The sequence below is a fragment of the Streptococcus shenyangsis genome, from assembly GCF_006385785.1.
Classification (GTDB): Bacteria; Bacillota; Bacilli; order Lactobacillales; family Streptococcaceae; genus Streptococcus; species Streptococcus shenyangsis.
The window spans coordinates 1-19,748 of record NZ_VFSH01000003.1 but is presented as its reverse complement, the minus strand read 5'-3'; the positions used below and the strand labels follow the sequence as shown (position 1 = coordinate 19,748).

Genomic DNA, 19,748 nt, shown 5'->3' with positions numbered 1-19,748 from the left:
ATATTCGTGACAAAGTTTTTTAAAAGTGATAGAATGAATCTATCTGGGAAAATCCCTAAATAAAATTAAGGAGATGTTTAGACAAATGACACTAACTAAACAACACAAAAAAGTTATCCTTGTTGGTGATGGTGCCGTAGGTTCATCTTACGCTTTCGCTCTTGTTACTCAAGGAATCGCACAAGAACTTGGTATTATTGAAATTCCTCAATTGTTTGAAAAAGCTGTTGGTGATGCTGAAGACCTTAGCCATGCGCTTGCATTTACTTCACCAAAGAAAATCTACGCTGCTAAGTACGAAGACTGTGCGGACGCTGATCTTGTTGTTATCACAGCCGGTGCTCCTCAAAAACCAGGTGAAACTCGTCTTGACCTTGTGGGTAAAAACCTTGCAATTAACAAATCTATCGTTGAGCAAGTTGTTGCTTCAGGTTTTGATGGTATCTTCCTTGTTGCAGCTAACCCAGTAGATGTCTTGACTTATTCAACTTGGAAATTCTCTGGATTCCCTAAAGAACGCGTTATCGGTTCAGGTACTTCACTTGACTCAGCTCGTTTCCGTCAAGCACTTGCTGAAACTATTGGTGTTGATGCTCGTTCAGTTCACGCCTACATCATGGGTGAGCACGGTGACTCAGAATTTGCCGTTTGGTCACACGCTAACGTTGCCGGTGTTAAATTGGAACAATGGTTACAAGCTAACCGTGACTTGAATGAAGCAGACCTTGTTGAACTCTTTATCTCAGTTCGTGACGCTGCTTACTCAATCATCAACAAAAAAGGTGCAACATACTACGGTATTGCAGTAGCCCTTGCTCGTATCACAAAAGCTATCCTTGATGATGAAAATGCAGTTCTTCCACTTTCTGTATTCCAAGAAGGTCAATATGGTGTTGAGAACGTCTTTATCGGTCAACCAGCTATCGTTGGTGCACACGGTATCGTTCGTCCAGTAAACATTCCATTGAACGACGCAGAAACTCAAAAAATGCAGGCTTCAGCAAAAGAATTGCAAGCTATCATTGATGAAGCATGGAAAAATCCTGAATTCCAAGCGGCTTCAAAAAACTAATCTAGCTATAGACAACTCCTTGAATCATCAAGGGGTTGTTTTTTTCTGTATTTTAACTTATACTCAATGAAAATCAAAGAGCATACTAGGAAGCTAGCCGCAGGTTACTCAAAGCACTGCTTTGAGGTTGTAGATAGAACTGACGAAGTCAGCTCAAAACACTGTTTTGAGGTTGTTGATGAAGCTGACGTGGTTTGAAGAGATTTTCGAAGAGTATTAATATCTGTTTTACATTCGTTTCTACAAGACAGCAGAGCTTATTTAAGCCATAGAAACGTTATAGTTCGTTGAATCAATAGCAGGACAAATCAGTTTATAAAATATTATGAAAAATCAGTTTGAATTTCTCAATCAACTTGTTCATATTCTATTTCAATCTACTATAAAACAACAACTGTAATTTACACTCATATTACAAATGTCATGAAAGAATCAGTGATTGATTCACTTGATACTGTCTCATTAAATAGCAAGTAAAAAGTTTTGCCCCATAGACAAAAAAATAGCCCACCATACAGGCTAGAAGCTTGATATGATAGACTATTTATCTTTTAATTAGCGAACTGTACGGATACGCATTGTATTTGTACGAACAGCTTCTCCTACTGGTACACCAGCAACGATAACGATATCATCACCTGATTCAACAAGACCTGCTTCTACCGCTTTACGTTCAGCAATTTCGAACATATCGTCAGTTGATGATGGAGCATCTGTCAACATTGGGATAACACCCCAGTTCAACATCAAACCACGTTCTGTAAATTCGTCGAATGTCAATGCCAAGATATCAGCATTTGGACGGTATTTAGAAATCAAACGTGCAGTGTGACCTGTCTTAGTAAGAGTTACAACCAATTTAATATTCATTGAGTTAGTAGCATCTTTTACAGCTGAAGCCATTACTTCTGTCTTAGAGTTACGTTCAAATGAATCTGAGTTCAAACGTCCGTATTCGCTAAGAAGAGTTTGAGCATTCTTATCAATTGTAGCCATTGTAGTTACTGACTCAAGAGGGTATTTACCATTTGCAGACTCACCTGAAAGCATTGTAGCGTCAGTACCGTCGATAACAGCGTTAAATACGTCTGATACTTCTGAACGAGTTGCACGTGGCTTTTCAGTCATTGTTTCAAGCATGTTTGTTGCAGTGATAACAACCTTACCTGCAGCATTAACTTTCTTGATAATCATTTTTTGGTAAACTGGAACCATTTCGAACGGTACTTCGATACCCATGTCACCACGAGCAATCATGATACCATCAGCAGCTTCGATGATTTCATCCAAGTTGTCGATACCTTGTTGGTTTTCGATTTTAGCGAACAATTGAACATGTCCATTTCCAGTTTCTTCACAGATTGCACGAACTTCGTCAACGTCTTTTGCAGTACGTACAAATGAAATCGCGATGAAGTTGATACCTTGTTCCAAACCGAAACGGATATCAGCGTTATCACGTTCAGCAAGAGCTGGGAAAGGAATTTTAGTGTTTGGGATGTTTACACCTTTTTGTTTAGCAATAACACCGTCATTTTCAACTACTACTTCAAATTCACGAGTTGCATCGTCTTTTGCGAAAACACGAAGACCGAGTTTACCATCGTCAACCAAAACTTGGTGACCAACTTCAACATCATCGTAGATATCAAGGGCACCAGCAACGTTCAAAGCAATCACTTCACGAGTTGATTGGATACCTTGTTTAGTAGCAACACGGATTTTTTCACCAGTTACGTAAGAGTATTCTTTAGCATCGCCTTCGAATAATTCTGTACGGATTTCTGGTCCTTTAGTATCAAGAAGGAAACCAACTTTTTTACCTGCAAGTTTTTCAGCAAGTTTAACAGTTGCCATACGGTCACCTTGTTCTTGATGGTCACCGTGTGAGAAGTTGAAACGGAATGTATTAGCTCCAGCTTCAATCAATTTAGCAATGTTTTTAGCAGAAGCTTCAACATCAAGTTTTCCACTCCAGTATCCGTCATCACCAAATTTTTTACCACCACGGATTTCTACCGCAGGACCTAAGGTTGCAACGATTTTTACACGTTTGTTCATGATTTTTGTGACTCCTTTATATATGACCTCTTTGGTCTTATTAGCTAATTTTTTAATTATGACAAGCTCTTATTCAAGCTAGATAGCTCAATGTCGGCTTTATGTGGATTATTAACAACAATCTTACCATCTTCAGTAAGACTAAACAATGCACCTTCTTCTGCAGTACCAAGAATTGGATTTTCAACCATTTTCTCGTTACGAATACCAACCGCAACACCACCAATACCTTCTTTAAGAAGTTTAACGGCATGGGCACCCATACGTGACGCCAATACACGGTCACGAGCAGTTGGAGAACCACCACGTTGAATATGTCCAAGTTCTGTTACACGAAGGTCACTTGTGTCTCCAGCTTCTTTTAGTTTTTGACCAAATTCAGCCGCTGACATCACACCTTCTGCCAAGACGATGATATTGTGTTTTTTACCACACTCATAACCACATTTAATGCTCTCTACGATATCTTCAAACTTGAAACCTTCTTCAGGAATGATGATTTCATCAGCACCAGTTGCAATACCTGCCCAAAGAGCGATATCACCAGCGTTACGTCCCATAACTTCAATAACAAAAGTACGACGGTGACTTGATGATGTATCACGAATCTTATCGATAGCATCCATAGCAGTAGTAACCGCTGTGTCAAAACCGATTGTGAAGTCAGTACCAACGATATCATTATCGATTGTACCTGGAAGACCGATAGCTGGGAAGCCATGTTCAGTCAAACGCATAGCGCCGTGGTAAGATCCGTCACCACCGATAACAACTACACCTTCAATTCCGTGTTTTTTCAATTGCTCAATCCCTTTAAGTTGCCCTTCAAGTTGAGCGAACTCTGGGTAACGAGCTGAGTGAAGGAAAGTACCACCACGAGAAATGATGTCTCCTACTGAAGCTGCATCTAGGGGATGAATTTCACCGGCAACCATACCAGCATATCCGTCATAGATACCGAATACTTCCATTCCTTCTGAAATTGCTTGACGAACAACTGCACGGATGGCAGCATTCATACCAGGGGCGTCTCCACCACTAGTTAAAACAGCAATACGTTTCATTTGGTTTATGCTCCTTTTTCTTTTAACATTCTTACTGATTATATCACATTTAATTGGAAAATTCTTCTATTTTCCGTAATTTTAGCGATAAATCGTTTTCATAACGATTCCACCTAATTTCGCTTCTAATTCATCAGATTTAGCTACAAAATGCTGAGGAGATATAATGGTTTTCCGTTCCTCTTCATACCTGATGATGACTGGAATTGGGCCTTTATATTGCTCTAAAATACGTGAAATTTCTTGATCCAATTCATGATTTTTCACCTGAATCCAAAAGCGCTCAGCCACTGCTTCTCTTATTTCTTGTGCAATCATTTGCAGACGGCCATCACGTGACTGGACTTTCCCTTTGATATAGTAGAATGCTCCCTCTCTTACTTCCTGACCAATCTGTCGATATAAGTCTGAAAAGAGGGTAACATCCAATTTTTTCTTACTATCATCTACCTGTAAGAAGGCCATATTTTCACCCTTTTTGGTACGGATCACTTTTATTTTCTGAACTTCAACCAAAATAATAGCATAGCTATTTTCTGACAAATTTCCGATTGGGGTAATTGGGTAAATAGCTTTACTTGCAATAGTTTGTAGGGGATGTTTGCTGACACCTATCCCTAAAAGCTCCTGTTCCATATAAAATTTTTCTTGTTCCGCCCAATCTTCCGATTCTTGCCAACTATAAATTGTATCACCGAACAAGCTACCTAACTCTTTCACAAATTCAAATAGATTAGCTAAATTATTCAATACTTTTTGACGATTTTTTTCAAATGAATCGAAAAGGCCAACTTTTACCAAAGGTTCTAGCAGAGGAAGTTTCAGATAATTCTCAGGTAATTTAGCTATAAAATCTTCAATGTTAGAATAAGGTCTATTTTCAATAATCCAAAGTGCCAAATCTTTGCTGACTCCTTTAATCGATTTCAAACCTAGATAGATGGACTTATTGGTAATTTTATCGTGATAGGGAATGGTGTTGATAGACAGAGGCGCCACTTCAAATCCTGCTTCTAGGGCATCCATTAAGTAATCACTGTTGGCAGAATTCAACATGACTTGATAAAAGATGGCTGGATAATGTGTTTTGAAATAAGCCAACTGGAAGGCCAAGGCTGAGTATGCATAGGCATGAGATCGGTTAAAACCATAACCTGCAAACTTCTCCATAACATCAAAGACCTGCTCTGCCTTTTCTGCAGTATGGCCAGCTCCTAATGAACCTTGAATAAAGGAAGCCCTCATCTCATGCATGGCAGAGGCATCCTTTTTCCCCATAGCCCGACGCAAAATATCGGCCTTCCCAAGACTAAATCCAGCAAATCGCTGAGCAACCTGCATAACCTGCTCCTGATAGAGCATGATACCGTAGGTTGGAGCCAAAATATCCTCCAGCACTGGATCCAAAACAGTCACTTCTTCCTGCCCATGCTTTCTTGCCACAAAATTATTGATATAGTCACTAGCACCTGGTCTATTTAGAGAAGTAGTTGCTACGACATCTTCAAAGCAGACTGGCTGCACACGCTTGAGCAAGCGAATGGCACCAGGTTGCTCAAATTGAAAGATACCTTTTGTATTACCAGAGGCAAATAAAGCTAACGTTTCTTTATCTTCCAAATCAATCTCGTTGATAGCTATCTTAACACCTTCTGTTTCAGCAAGCAATTCTTGCATCTTCTGGACAAAGGTCAAATTTCGTAGTCCCAAAAAGTCCATCTTCAAAAGTCCACTAGCTTCAACTCCATGAGCATCATACTGAGTCAATGGAATTTCATCCCCATGCTTTAGAGGGATGTAGTTGGTCAAATCTTGGTCACTAATCACAACACCAGCCGCATGGACAGAGGTTTGTCTGGGATAGCCCTCTATCTTGCAAGCAATCTCAAAGGCTTTTTGGTATTCTAACTTACTATTGATTTGCTGACGAAACTGGAGGTTACTCTCATAAGCCGACTTAAGATTGTCACGAAAACTGATTTTCTTGGTAATTGCAGATAATTCATACTCGGGCACACCAAAGCGTTTCAATACATCTCGTAGAGCTTGCTTGGCTCCAAAGGTTGAAAAAGTAACGATTTGAGCAGCATGTTTACTGCCATATTTATTACCAACATACCTGATAAAATCTGGACGATAAATATCTGGAATATCAATATCAATATCAGGCATAGTATAACGTTCACGATTGAGGAAACGTTCAAAAATGAGATTTTTCTCTACTGGGTCAATCCCTGTGATATCCAAGGCATAGGAAACCAAGCTACCAACTGCAGAACCCCGTCCCATTCCCATATAGTAGCCATTTGAACGTCCAAAACGCAACAAATCCCAAACAACCAAGAAATAATCATCAAAGCCCATATCATGAATAACAGCCAATTCTTGGTCTAGACGGTCTTGATATTCTTTACTAGTCAACCCCTTCTGAGCAAGTCCCAGCTCAGCACGTTCTCTCAACTCTTCTACTGCTGGTCTCGCTGGATTAAAGCGAGGCAGTTTCAAACTAGTATCCAAATCATAATAAACACCTGAAATAAGTTTTTCTAAATTGTCCAAGGCTTGCGGAAAACGTTCTTGAAATAGTTTCTCTAAAGAACTTGCTGATATAAGGACATCTTGTCGTGAGCGTAAGGGAACTTCTCTGAGTGGTAGATTTTCTTTAATCGCTGTTAACACTTGTAGAACTTCTCTATCCCTGCTTTCAAAGGCATTGACCCGATAAAGGGGCAAGATTGGATGATGAAATTCGCTGGCTAGTGTTTCTGGGTAAACCCCAATATAGTAATCACAGCCTAGTTCCAACGACTCAAATCCATCAAAATAAGGTACAATAACTGCGATATCCTCCAGATACTGGGACAGGACTGACCATGTTTTCTCCCCCTGCATCTTGGCTGTTGAAAGCTTCATCAACTGCTGATAGCCCACACTAGATAAAGCTAAAAAGCGCAAATTCACTTCCTTCTCATCCACTAAAAGAGTCATTTCAAGCCCTAGTAAAGGATAAATGCCGTATTTTTTTGTAATCTCTAGAAAGTCGAAAGCCCCATAAAGGTTATCAATATCCATCATAGCCAGATGAGTGTAGCCATAGTCTTTAGCTGCTCTCACATACTTGTCTATCGAAATAACGCTCTCCATAAAACTATAAACTGTTTTTGTATCTAGTTGTGCGATCAATTTACACTTCTCCTCTATCCTTCTCACTATATTATACCATTTTTCAAAAAGAGAAAGACAAAAGCATTGACTCCTGTCTATATTTTATCCTTAAAGTAAAATTTTTTGAACGAAAAAAGTAAAAATACATTTAAAGAATCAAATGATCCGGTAATTTTTTTACTTTTTATCCCAAGAAGTGAATATATCTTTTAAAATAGAAAGATATATTCACTTAATCTGTTTACTATGATAATTTGTTTTAGACTATAGAGTTTTACCTGTTTTTCATATAAATAATATTCATTATTCTTTAATTAATTTCTTTCTCACTTAATGATTCCCTTTCTCCCATTTTTTTGATATAATAACCTTAATTATTATTTTACAAGGAGGTTTTATGCGCTTTAATCAATTCAGCTATTTATCACTTCCAAGAGATACTATTTTATGTGATTTAAAAAAGTATGGATTTGATTTACCAGTCAACATTACAAATAAAAAAATGTTTGAAGCGTTTCTTATTCGTTTCTTTTTTAATTATAAGGATAGCACCTATCCTCTATCTAATTTAGCAGTTGATAAAGAAACTGACTTACTGAAATTTTTTCAGTCAGACAAGGATTTAACTGCAGATATTTTTTATACTGTTGCTTTTCAACTTTTAGGCTTTTCTTATTTAGTTGACTTCGAAGACAGTGATGTTTTTCGTAAAGAGACTGGATTTCCCATTATATATGGTGACTTGATTGAAAATCTCTATCAGTTACTCAATACTCGCACCAAAAAGGGAAATACTCTTATCGACCAACTTGTTAGTGATGGTCTTATTCCGGAGGATAATGACTACCACTACTTTAACGGCAAGAGTTTGGCTACTTTTTCTAGCCACGATGTCATTCGAGAAGTGGTCTACGTTGAATCTCGTGTGGATACTGACCAAAAGGGGTTACCTGACTTAGTCAAGGTCAGCATTATTCGTCCTCGTTATGAGGGACAAATCCCTGCTATCATGACGGCCAGTCCCTATCATCAGGGAACAAATGACAAGGCTAGTGACAAGGCTCTCTACAAGATGGAGGGCGAACTTGAAGTTAAACCTGCTCACAAGATTGAGCTAGAAGAACCTCAACTAAATCTTGTCCAACCTCATGGTCAAGCTGAACTTGTAGCAGAAAGTGAGGAAAAGCTAACTCACATTAATGCTAGCTATAGTCTCAACGACTACTTCCTTCCACGAGGGTTTGCTAATCTCTATGTGTCAGGTGTTGGTACCAAAGACTCTACTGGTTTCATGACTAACGGAGACTACCAACAAATCGAAGCTTATAAAAATGTCATCGACTGGCTCAATGGTCGTTGCCGTGCCTTTACCGACCACACGCGCCAGCGTCAAGTCAAGGCTGACTGGTCAAATGGAAAAGTAGCCACAACTGGACTTTCTTATCTAGGTACCATGTCCAATGGTCTGGCGACTACAGGCGTCGATGGTTTAGAAGTAATCATTGCCGAAGCTGGCATTTCTTCATGGTACAACTATTATCGTGAAAACGGTCTGGTAACTAGCCCAGGCGGTTATCCAGGTGAGGATTTTGACTCCCTTGCTGAACTAACCTATTCTCGTAATCTCTTGGCTGGCGACTATATTCGTGGTAATGAGGCTCACCAAGCTGATTTGGAAAAAGTAAAAGAACAACTTGATCGTAAGACTGGGGACTACAATCAGTTTTGGCATAACCGAAACTATCTGCTCAATGCCCATAAAGTAAAGGCAGAGGTTGTCTTTACCCATGGTTCTCAGGATTGGAATGTCAAACCACTTCATGTTTATCAGATGTTCCATGCTCTACCTACTCATATAAACAAGCATCTCTTTTTCCATAATGGTGCCCATGTTTATATGAACAACTGGCAGTCCATTGACTTCCGTGAATCTATGAACGCCTTATTGACTAAGAAATTATTGGGGCAAGAAACAGATTTTCAACTTCCGATCGTTATTTGGCAGGACAATACCGCTCCTCAGACTTGGTTATCACTTGATAACTTCGGTGAGCAAGAAAACTTTGAAACCTACTCACTTGGTCAAGAAGAGCAAATCATTCAAAACCAGTACCCAGATAAGGATTTTGAGCGCTATGGTAAAACATACCAGACCTTCAATACAGAACTCTATCAAGGGAAAGCCAATCAAATTACTTTTGACCTTCCTGTGACCAAAGATCTCCACCTGAACGGTCGCGCTCAGCTCAAGCTTCGTATCAAATCCAGCACCAACAAGGGGCTATTATCAGCCCAACTGCTAGAATTTGGACAAAAGAAATACCTACAGCCTTACCCAGCTATTTTAAGTGCTAGAACCATTGACAACGGTCGCTATCACATGCTGGAAAATCTCTGTGAATTGCCATTTAGTGCAAATACACAACGAGTCGTGACAAAAGGCTACCTCAATTTACAAAATAAAAATGATTTACTGTTGGTAGAGGATATTACTGCAGATGAATGGATGGATGTCCAATTTGAACTGCAACCAACTATTTACAAGCTAAAAGAAGGAGACACTCTCCGTTTAGTTCTCTATACTACTGACTTTGAAATCACGATCCGTGACAATACCGCTTACCACCTGACTGTCGATCTTGAACAGTCTACTCTTATCCTACCTTGTCAAAATGTATAAGGTACCTGACTTTCAATATGGAAGGTTTCTAAGGACAAGTCAATCCAAGACCCACTGACCTTCCTAGCATTAGAGACACCCACTTGAACAGTCGAAAAAAACTACAACTTGGTATCAAATCCAGTTCAAATTAAGGTTATTAGATGTCCTACTACTGGATCTTGAACAAAAGATACCGCCCCATAACCAACATGTGTGACCCTCTATCATACACGCTACCACACCACATGTTGGACAAACTCTGTGAATTGCCATTTGGCGTAAATTCACAACAAGTCGTGACAAAAAGCTACCCTAATTTAATGATTTACTGTTAGTAAAGAACAGCAATGTAGATGAACGAATAAATTTCTCATTTATCTGCACCCAACTAGTGACAAGTTAAAAGAAGGAGATTCTCTCCGTATCGTTCTAAATTACTACTGACTTTGAAATCATCATACGTGACAATACCGCTTACCACCCGACTGACGATTTCGTTCAGTCCACGCTTTCTGTACCTTGTACAAGGAGTAATATTTTATGAATAAATCAGAACACCGACACCAACTCATAAGAGCTCTTGTAACGAAAAACAAGATTCACACACAAGCTGAGTTACAATCTCTTCTTGCCGATAATGACATTCAAGTTACACAAGCAACTCTTTCAAGAGATATTAAAAGTATGAATCTCTCAAAGGTACGTGAGGAAGATAATTCCTACTACGTTCTCAATACTGGTTCCATCTCAAAATGGGAAAAACGTCTTGAAATCTACATGGAAGATGCTCTCGTCTTGATGCGCCCAGTTCAGAACCAAGTCCTGTTGAAAACTCTTCCTGGACTTGCTCAATCATTCAGTTCTATCATTGATGCTCTAAGTTTCCCTGACGCTATCGCTACCCTCTGTGGTGATGATGTCTGTCTGGTCATCTGTGAAGATGCAGAAGCTGCTCAAAAATGCTTTGAAGAACTGAAAAAATTCACCCCACCATTTTTCTTTGGTGAGTAAACAGAAACTAAACTCAAAATCTACAAAACTCTCAAAATTTTAAGCAGCAGTATATTGATGTCAGCTAACATCTGGAGAATACAATAGCTGATGCCTACTAAAAAGTAAGCTATGTAGTTTAATAAAACAGAAGAGAGAAATCTAACTCATACTTGATTACAAAAGCTCCCCTTATAGTGGACAGTGAAAAAACAAACATTCACTAGAAACTATAGGGGGAGTCTTCATATATCTAAAAGAAATTCTAAATCCGTTTCATCTTGATATATAGTAGATTGAAACAAGATGTGAACAAATTTATTGAGAAATTCAAATCAATTTTATGTTTTAGAAGTGGCATTGTACTATTCTAGATTCAACTCACTATAGTATAGAAAAAAGCCATCAAGTGATGACTTTATCAATGAATTCTAACGATTATCCTCTCCAATTTTATCTTTTGTTAAACTCAATATAAGTGACAAAGAGAAATTTATTGCTGCAATACTTTTCTTGGTTTTGTACCTTCAGCTGGACCAATGACACCTGCCATCTCAAGTTCTTCCATAAGGCGGGTTGCACGGTTAAATCCAACTGACAAACGGCGCTGAATCATGGATGCGCTAGCTTTCTGGGTCTCAATAACTAGAGCCTTGGCTTCTTCAAAAAGCGGATCTCCACCAGATTCACCATCTGAAAATTCTCCTTCATTTTCAGACACCTCACCGGGATCAAAACTCTCATCGTAGTCCGCATCTGCCTGAGCCTTGATGAAGTTTACGATGCGTTCAACATCATCATCCGAGATAAAGGATCCTTGCAGACGAACTGGATGATTTTCATCAATCGGTTTAAAGAGCATGTCCCCTCGACCAAGCAGTTTTTCTGCTCCATTTTCATCCAAGATAGTACGGGAGTCTGTCCCTGATGAAACCGCAAATGCGACACGAGATGGGACATTGGCTTTGATTAGACCAGAGATGACATCAACCGATGGACGCTGTGTTGCAAGAATCATGTGGATGCCGGCAGCACGCGCCTTCTGTCCAAGACGAATGATAGCGTCTTCCACTTCCTTGCTGGCTACCATCATAAGGTCAGCCAACTCATCTACAATCACAACGATGAGTGGCAGTGGAATCTGCTTGTACTCAGATTGAGCATTAAATTCCTCGACCTTGGCATTAAAACCTGCAATATTCCGAACTCCCACCTTGGCAAAGAGTTCATAACGATTTTCCATCTCATCCACAACCTTTTGCAGGGCCTTGCTAGCCTTGCGTGGATTGGTCACAACTGGAATCAAGAGATGAGGAATGTCATTGTAAACAGACAACTCAACCATCTTAGGGTCCACCATCATAAATTTAACTTGGTCAGGTCTCGCCTTCATGAGGATGCTAGCGATAATGCCGTTAACTGCTACTGACTTCCCTGAACCCGTTGAACCTGCGACTAGCAAGTGGGGCATTTTAGAAAGGTCAAAAGCTCTTGCGGTTCCATTAACAGCCTTCCCTAAAGGAATTTCCAAGAGATTTTCAGCTTTCGTTTGAGATTGTTCCCAAAGTTCACGGAAAGAAACTGTCGCAATTTCAGAGTTGGGTACTTCGATTCCGACTAGGGATTTCCCTGGGATAGGTGCTTCGATCCGGACATCTTTGGCTGCCAAGGCTAGAGCGAGGTCATCTGCCAGATTGGAAATGCGGTTGACCCTTACACCTACTGCTGGCTTGACTTCATACTTGGTTACTGATGGTCCAATTTCAGCCCGTTCAACCGTCACCTTGATACCAAAGCTAGCAAAGGTTTCTTCTAGAATTTTGATATTTTCTCGAACAATTTTCTTCTCTTTCGACTGGTCTTTTGGTTTATCTGGGGCAAAGAGTTGTAAGCTTGGAAGTTTGTATTCAAGAGCCTCCTTGGCTGAAAAATCGACCTGAATATCTTCATCATCAGAGCCATCTTCCTGTTCAGCGAATTCAAGTTCAGCTTGAGGTAGGATGATTTCTGGTTCCACCCAGTCTTCTTCTGGAAAAGGTGGAGCGTCAAGTACAACATCTGCTGTCAGAATTTCACCCGTTTCCATATCAATAGGAGGCAAATCGAGTAAGGCTTTTTCAGCCTCTTCTTGTTCTAATCTAGCCTCTTCCTCAGCCTTTTGGCGAACTTTTTCTTCTTGTTTGACAAAGCGTTCCTCTTTTCGACGCTCATGCCCTTCTCGCCATTTGGCAAATCCTCTACTGAAGAATTCAGCAATATCGTAAACAGACCAAGGACTGATTAGGAGAGCGCCTGCTAAAATCAAGATAGAACCAATAAAGTAAGTGCCGATATTTGAAAAGAGAAAGGCAGTTGGCACATAGAGTCCAACACCAATCAAGCCCCCTCCAGCAAAACTGGTCGTTCGAAAACCAGTCAAATCCGTCACAACCTGAGCCATGGTTCCTTTTAGAACGGACTTATCCAAACCATATTTCCAAACTAAGTAGGCCTCCAAAATCAAGAGCAAGCCAGCAAATATGGTGAAAAAGCCAGATAGGAGCCCTTCCTGTTTTCGTATCCACTTGAAAAAGAAGAGGTAGAGCAGAATACCAAATATTGCTAGATAAGCTAGGCTACCCACCAGTAAGCGAATTAAATTGTAAAGGGTTATACCTGCAGCCCCTAATTTGAAGGCTGCGAAAATCAATAAAAGCGCGATTCCCAACGAAATCAACATTCGTTGAATCGCTTCTTTTCTTTCGAGTTCTGCTTTAGACGGTCTCCGTCTTGTTTTACTTGTATTCTTGTTTGCCATTCTTCTATTATATCATATTTCACAGGCATTTCGGAAAGAGAAAAAGACTGCACCAAACGGTCCAATCTTTTCATTTTTCTATTTTTTATGCTTGTGGTTTGCGTAGGTAACCATAGACCACACCACTTACGATTGCTCCTACCAAGACAGCAACGAGGTAAAGGAGAGCATTTGAAGTAAGGGCGATAACGAAGATTCCTCCGTGTGGCGCCATGAGTTTGATACCAGTAAGACCAACGAGTCCACCTGCTACTGCTGAACCAAGGATGAAGCTTGGGATCGCACGAGCTGGGTCAGCGGCACCAAATGGAATCGCTCCCTCAGTGATAAATGACAAGCCCATGATGATGTTTGTCAAACCAGAGTTGCGTTCTTCTTTGGTAAATTTATCTTTGAAAAGAAGAGTTGCGACAAAGATGGCAAGTGGTGGCACCATTCCTCCAGCCATAACTGCTGCCATAGCTACAGAACCACCTGAAGAAACAGTTGCTGCAAGCGTACCTGTACCAAAGACATAGGCCGCTTTGTTAACTGGTCCACCCATGTCAACAGCCATCATTCCACCAAGGACGATACCAAGAAGGACAGCTGAACCGCCTCCAAGACCGCCTAGGAAGTCATTCATAGCAGTGTTGATTGCTGCCATTGGGATGTTAACAGCTAGCATAACAAATCCAGTCAAGATTGTCCCAAGAAGTGGCAAGAGAAGGATTGATTTTGCACCTTCAAGTGAACGAGGAACTTTAACGTATTTCTTGATAGCAAGAACCAAAGCACCTGCAATAAATCCACCAACAAGGGCACCTAGGAAACCAGATGAGACACCTGCAAGAGTTGAAGTTGCTTCACCACCTGCAGCATAAGGAATTTTACCAAATGCAAAACCTTCTTTGGCAATAGCACCAGCCACGAAACCTGCTACCAAACCTGGTTTTTCAGCGATAGAGTAGGCAACATAACCTGCAAAGACTGGGAGCATCAATCCAAAGGCTGCACCACCAATTTTCATGAACATAGAAGCTAACTCATGGTAAGAACCAAGATTACCAAGGTTTTCATTCGGAACACCCAAAGCACCGTCAATCAAGAAGGCAAGGGCAATCATGATACCACCACCGATAACGAATGGCAACATTTGAGAGACACCACTCATCAAGTGTTTGTAGAAGGCACCACCAAGACTTTGTTTTTCGTTAGAGGTTGTTGCGGCTTTGGCTCCATTAGCAGCACGGTAGACTTCAGCATCTCCAGAAAGAGCCAAGTTGATCAACTCTTCTGTCTTGCGGATACCGTCAGCAACTGGACGATTGATCAATGGTTTGCCATCGAAACGATCCATTTCAACGGCCTTGTCTGCCGCAATGATAACAGCTTTAGCCTTGCGGATATCTTCTGCAGTTAGTTGATTTCCAACACCGCTAGCACCGTTGGTTTCGACCTTAATTCCAACACCCATTTCAGTAGCTACTTTTTGAAGAGCTTCTTGGGCCATGTAAGTGTGGGCAATACCTGTTGTACAAGCTGTAACAGCAACGATAAAGTCACCAGAGTCATTGGTAGGTACTTGAACAGGTTCCTCAGTTTTTTCTGAAGCTTGGTCAAAAAGCTCAATGACTTGGTCAGCTGATGTTGCTTGGCGAAGTTTGTCAGCAAATCCATCTTTCATCAAGTATTGAGACAATTCTGCCAAGGCAGCCAAGTGAGTGTCATTAGCACCTTCTGGAGCTGCAATCATAAAGAAGAGGTCGGTTGCTTGTCCATCCAAGCTCTCGTAGTCAACACCCTTGTTTGACTTGGCAAAGAGAACTGTCGCTTCTTTGACAGCAGCGTTTTTGCTGTGAGGCATAGCGATTCCGTCACCCAAACCTGTAGAAGTCAGAGCTTCACGCGCCAAAATTCCTTCTTTAAAAGTTTCAAAATCTGTCACATAACCGTGATCTGTCAAACTTTTAATCATCTCGTCGATGACAGCTGTTTTTTCAGTTGCCTGCAAATCCAGCAACATAACATCTTTTCTCAATAGGTCTTGAATTTTCATCGTTTTTCTACCTCAACTTTTTCATATGTTTCTTTAATAAATTCCGCCGTTGCCAAGTCGTCTGAGAAGGTGGTTGCCGTTCCACAAGCTACTCCCCATTTGAAGGCTTCTACTGCGTCTTTGGATTTGACAAATTCACCTGTAAATCCAGCGACCATAGAATCACCAGCCCCAACTGAATTTTTCACGGTTCCCTTGATTGGTTTAGCGAAGTAAGCTCCCCCAGATGTTACCAGAAGGGCACCGTCGCCAGCCATAGAGACGATCACGTTTTGAGCACCTTTAGCCAGTAACTCACGAGCGTATTTCTCAATTTCATCTAAACTTTCGAGTTTCACTCCAAAGATAGCTCCAAGTTCATGATTGTTTGGTTTAACCAAGAGCGGTTGGTATTCCAAACTATCAATCAAGGTCTGTCCTTCAAAGTCACAAACCACTTGCGCACCCGTCTGGCGCGTCAAGGCAATCAAATCCTTGTAGATAACATTGCCTAGATTTTTAGCACTTGAACCAGCAAAGACAACTGTATCTTCTGCAGTCAAACTAGATAAAATAGCTTTCAATTCTTCTAACTGGGCTGGTTCGACATTTGGACCCGTTCCGTTGATTTCTGTCTCTTGGTCTGCTTTGATCTTGACATTGATACGAGTATCTTCTGCCACTTGGACAAAACGTGTCTCGATTGCTTCATCAGCCAAAGTATCTGTGATAAATTTACCAGTAAAACCTCCGATAAATCCAGTCGCTGTATTTGGAATATCCAAACGTTTCAAGACACGACTGACATTGATTCCTTTCCCACCAGCAAACTTATCATCACTGTCCATACGATTGACACTACCGACTTGGACTTGGTCCAAACGAACGATATAGTCAATGGATGGATTGAGTGTGACTGTATAAATCATACTTCTATTACCTCCGTTTTCTCCTTAATAACCTGCAAGAGCTCATGCCCTTGACTTGTGATAACAATAGCTCGTTTGAGTGGTGCTACCTTGGCAAAGCAAGTTTGTCCAATTTTAGACGAATCCACCAAGACATAGGTCTGTTTGGCATTCTCTAAAATAGCACGCTTCACAGCCCCCTCTTCCATATCAGGAGTCGTATAATAGCCATCGTCCACACCATTCATCCCGATAAAGGCACGGTCAAAGTGCAATTGGTTAATCTGGTTAAGAGCAACGCCCCCGATGCTAGCATCTGTCGCCATCTTGACACTTCCTCCAACCATGACAGTTGGAATTTGCTTTTCAACCAACTGTGCTGCATGGTGAATCGAGTTGGTCACGACTGTAACATTCTTATTGATCAATTCATGAATCAAAAAAGCAGTTGTTGTTCCAGCATCGATAAAGATGACATCTTGTTCCTTGATGAGAGAAGCAGCTTTCTGAGCCAGCAACTTCTTTTCTTGAAGGTTTTTGACAGATTTCTCTTGAATGGTTTCTTCTTCCTGTAAGGAATGGGGCAATTCTGCTCCACCATGCACGCGACGAAGCTTGTTCTCTGCTTCCAACTCATCCAAGTCTCTTCGAACCGTTGATTCTGACGTTTCTAACAAACTAACTAATTTTTCTAGAGAAACTACATAATGTTGATTTAACTCCTCTAAAATCAGTTGTTTCCGCTCTGTTTTTAACACTGAATCACCTCCTGTTATCGTTTACACTATTTATTCTATCACACTTTCTTTCAAAGTCAAGCATTTTTTGCCATTTTCTTTCAAAATCTATCATTTTTCTTATTTCTAGAATTTTTATTGCAAGATAAGGGTCTTTATGGTAGACTATTTGAGTAAGTATTGGAAGATTACTCAAGAGGCTTAAGAGGCCGTGTTGGAAACGCGGTAGGCGTGTAACAGCGTGCGTGGGTTCGAATCCCATGTCTTCCGTTTATTTTAAAAAAGATACCCAAGAAATCGAGTCCACTGAAAAAATAGGTCTCTTACTTTTAATGAAATGAAAACCGGGGAATCTCTCGTTAATTTGAGCGAGTTCCTCGGTTATTTTGTATTTATTAAGGTCATAATTCGTTTCATATTGACCACGAAGATGGTTGTGGCTGCCTGTAACTCCATGCTGAAAAGACCCGATGCTCTCGCGACATCAAAGCCATGTCTCTGTTTTAGTTCGGCATTCTTTGCTTCGATTTTATAGCGATGTCTGGCCATTTCTTTAAAATAAGGTGTTTCCTGAAATTTCTTCTGGAAAAGATGGTCGTCACTCTTAATGGCTATTGAATAAGTTTTAGACTTTGCCCCCTCCTTATAACATCCTTCCTTGGAAAGGCAACTCTTGCACTTCTCAATGTCAAAGTAATGAGTGACAACTTGATTCTTATTTTGATATTTTTTCCCTGTCCTTGCTTTGCGAACAGCCATGTGTCCTTCTGGACAGACAAATAGCCCTGCATCTTTATTAAATTCAAACGCATCCTCTTCTTTACGGTAACCTTTTGAAACAGAAGGATTCAGTTTTGAAACCAAATGAATCTTTTCTTTGCGAGCTAGTTGAATGTTGTCCTTTCCTGAATAAGCCGCATCACCAATAATAGTCTCGATGTCCAGACTATTTTCCTTTGTTTTGGCATATAACTCAGGTAAATATTTCCCATCGCTTTGTTCACCAGAAGTGACCACGCAAGCAGTAATAATCCGTTCATCCGTCATAGCGATATGACTTTTATATCCATAGAAAGAGGTATCGGCTGTCTTATGTCCAAGCCTAGTCTCCTCCTTAACAGAAGCTTCCAAATGTTCTAAGTCGTCCTCGACAGCCTCTTTTAGGTAATTGAACTTTTGAGAAACAGCCGGTAGGGCTAAGAGTTCCTTGTGTTTTTCAACCACAGCCATTAACTCCTCTGTATAGGTCAACTCTGCTTCGAGGTTATCTTCTTGAGGTTTCTTTGGAAATTCTATTTTGATATCTTCTGAATGTTGATAAATTGTTTTACGTAAAGCTTTTGAACGCTCTCTAAGGATTTCTTGGGGTTTCTTATGATTATAATGAGATTTGGTGTGAGTGGCATCCACAATGAGGATTTTACTCTTAATCAAGTTATGTTCGAGTGCAATTTGAACAGACTTCTGAATCAATACATCAAGCAGTTTATCATCTTTAATTCTTAGCTTTCTAAATTTCGTCAGAGAGGATGGCTCGATAACAGAATCTTCAGGAGCTAGACCAAGAAAAAATTTAAAGGCCATATCTGACAAGGAACGTCCTACCACATCTACATCTGATAACTTATAAATATCTTTTAACAAGAGATATTTGAATATCATAATCGGTGAATAAGCTTTACGCCCAAAATCGGGACGATAATTCTTTTCTAGTTCATCATAAATAAAGCTAAAATCACAGAGTTCAGTTAGCTGACGTAAAAAGTGGGTTTTAGGAACCACGATATCATACAAACTAGAATAAGGACTGACATCCATAGTTAACTGATTATCAAGCATCATCTCACCTCATCTCTAGTATAACAAAAAAGCCATCAATTTGATGACTTTTTCAGTAGACTCAAGAAATCTTGGGTATCTTTTTTCTTATATGCTTGTTTTATAACTCGGGTGAATTTCTTAGAAAATATCAAATAACAATTTCACATTGAGAATTGTTAAGATAATGGAAACGATATAGCCAAGGATGGTATTCCATTTGGCATTGGTAAATTCTCCCATCAGTGATTTCTTAGAAGTTAAATAAATCAAAGGGAAGATTGAAAACGGAAGAGCGATTGAAAGAAAGACCTGTGAATAGACCAATAATGAACTGCACCCCAAAAGTTAGACAGAAAAAATCTAACTTTTGGGGTGTTTTTATTATGAAATTAACTTATGATGATAAAGTTCAGATCTATGAACTTAGAAAACAAGGATATAGCTTAGAGAAGCT

11 protein-coding genes, 1 tRNA gene and 2 pseudogenes are annotated in these 19,748 nt (G+C 40.1%); 5 read left to right on the top strand and 9 right to left on the bottom strand.

The annotated features are described in order from the left end of the window. The first annotated feature begins 85 nt into the window (after positions 1-85). Positions 86-1,072, top strand: coding sequence for an L-lactate dehydrogenase (locus tag FJR77_RS02920; RefSeq protein WP_000176427.1), 987 nt, complete (start codon positions 86-88; stop codon positions 1,070-1,072). Between the two features lie 555 nt (positions 1,073-1,627). Here FJR77_RS02920 and pyk read toward each other — a convergent pair. The 3 genes from pyk to FJR77_RS02905 all read right to left on the bottom strand — a co-directional run bounded on the left by pyk (position 1,628) and on the right by FJR77_RS02905 (position 7,380). Next, positions 1,628-3,133 (bottom strand): pyruvate kinase, encoded by a 1,506-nt coding sequence (gene pyk, locus FJR77_RS02915; protein ID WP_049535225.1) that lies wholly within the window; start codon positions 3,131-3,133, stop codon positions 1,628-1,630. A 56-nt stretch (positions 3,134-3,189) separates the two neighbouring features. Continuing rightward, entirely contained in the window at positions 3,190-4,197 is a 1,008-nt protein-coding gene (gene pfkA / locus FJR77_RS02910) for a 6-phosphofructokinase (RefSeq protein ID WP_140832528.1), read from the bottom strand. Between the two features lie 81 nt (positions 4,198-4,278). After that, a complete protein-coding gene (locus FJR77_RS02905; protein WP_181146563.1) occupies positions 4,279-7,380 on the bottom strand; it encodes a DNA polymerase III subunit alpha in 3,102 nt (1,033 codons plus the stop codon). A gap of 379 nt (positions 7,381-7,759) precedes the next feature. Between FJR77_RS02905 and FJR77_RS02900 the strand changes: the two genes are divergently transcribed. Together FJR77_RS02900 and FJR77_RS02895 are read left to right on the top strand one after the other, a co-directional pair. Further along, the gene (locus tag FJR77_RS02900; protein WP_140832522.1) at positions 7,760-10,042 is read left to right on the top strand and encodes a Xaa-Pro dipeptidyl-peptidase; all 2,283 of its coding nucleotides are present in this window, start codon (positions 7,760-7,762) and stop codon (positions 10,040-10,042) included. 522 nt (positions 10,043-10,564) lie between these two features. Next, positions 10,565-11,035 (top strand): arginine repressor, encoded by a 471-nt coding sequence (locus tag FJR77_RS02895; protein ID WP_140832520.1) that lies wholly within the window; start codon positions 10,565-10,567, stop codon positions 11,033-11,035. A 472-nt stretch (positions 11,036-11,507) separates the two neighbouring features. Here FJR77_RS02895 and FJR77_RS02890 read toward each other — a convergent pair whose 3' ends face one another. The 4 genes from FJR77_RS02890 to FJR77_RS02875 form a co-directional block, all read right to left on the bottom strand. Beyond that, a complete protein-coding gene (locus tag FJR77_RS02890; protein ID WP_140832517.1) occupies positions 11,508-13,811 on the bottom strand; it encodes a DNA translocase FtsK in 2,304 nt (767 codons plus the stop codon). Between the two features lie 85 nt (positions 13,812-13,896). Next, positions 13,897-15,849, bottom strand: coding sequence for a fructose-specific PTS transporter subunit EIIC (locus FJR77_RS02885; RefSeq protein WP_140832514.1), 1,953 nt, complete (start codon positions 15,847-15,849; stop codon positions 13,897-13,899). Further along, positions 15,846-16,757, bottom strand: a complete 912-nt coding sequence (gene pfkB / locus FJR77_RS02880) for a 1-phosphofructokinase (protein WP_060805578.1) — start codon at positions 16,755-16,757, stop codon at positions 15,846-15,848. Before pfkB ends, FJR77_RS02885 begins: the two co-directional genes overlap by 4 nt. Next, a complete protein-coding gene (locus FJR77_RS02875) occupies positions 16,754-17,494 on the bottom strand; it encodes a DeoR/GlpR family DNA-binding transcription regulator (RefSeq protein WP_140832511.1) in 741 nt (246 codons plus the stop codon). Before FJR77_RS02875 ends, pfkB begins: the two co-directional genes overlap by 4 nt. A gap of 161 nt (positions 17,495-17,655) precedes the next feature. Between FJR77_RS02875 and FJR77_RS02870 the strand changes: the two genes are divergently transcribed. Further along, positions 17,656-17,743 (top strand) — tRNA-Ser (locus FJR77_RS02870). A 111-nt stretch (positions 17,744-17,854) separates the two neighbouring features. Here the strand turns inward: FJR77_RS02870 and FJR77_RS02865 are convergent. Beyond that, positions 17,855-19,312, bottom strand: a complete 1,458-nt coding sequence (locus FJR77_RS02865) for an IS1182 family transposase (protein ID WP_140832805.1) — start codon at positions 19,310-19,312, stop codon at positions 17,855-17,857. 120 nt (positions 19,313-19,432) lie between these two features. Continuing rightward, positions 19,433-19,621, bottom strand: a pseudogene (locus FJR77_RS02860) (divalent metal cation transporter); the annotation flags it as partial. Positions 19,622-19,677: 56 nt separating this feature from the next. Between FJR77_RS02860 and FJR77_RS02855 the strand changes: the two are divergent. Beyond that, a pseudogene (locus FJR77_RS02855) lies at positions 19,678-19,748 on the top strand (transposase); the annotation flags it as partial.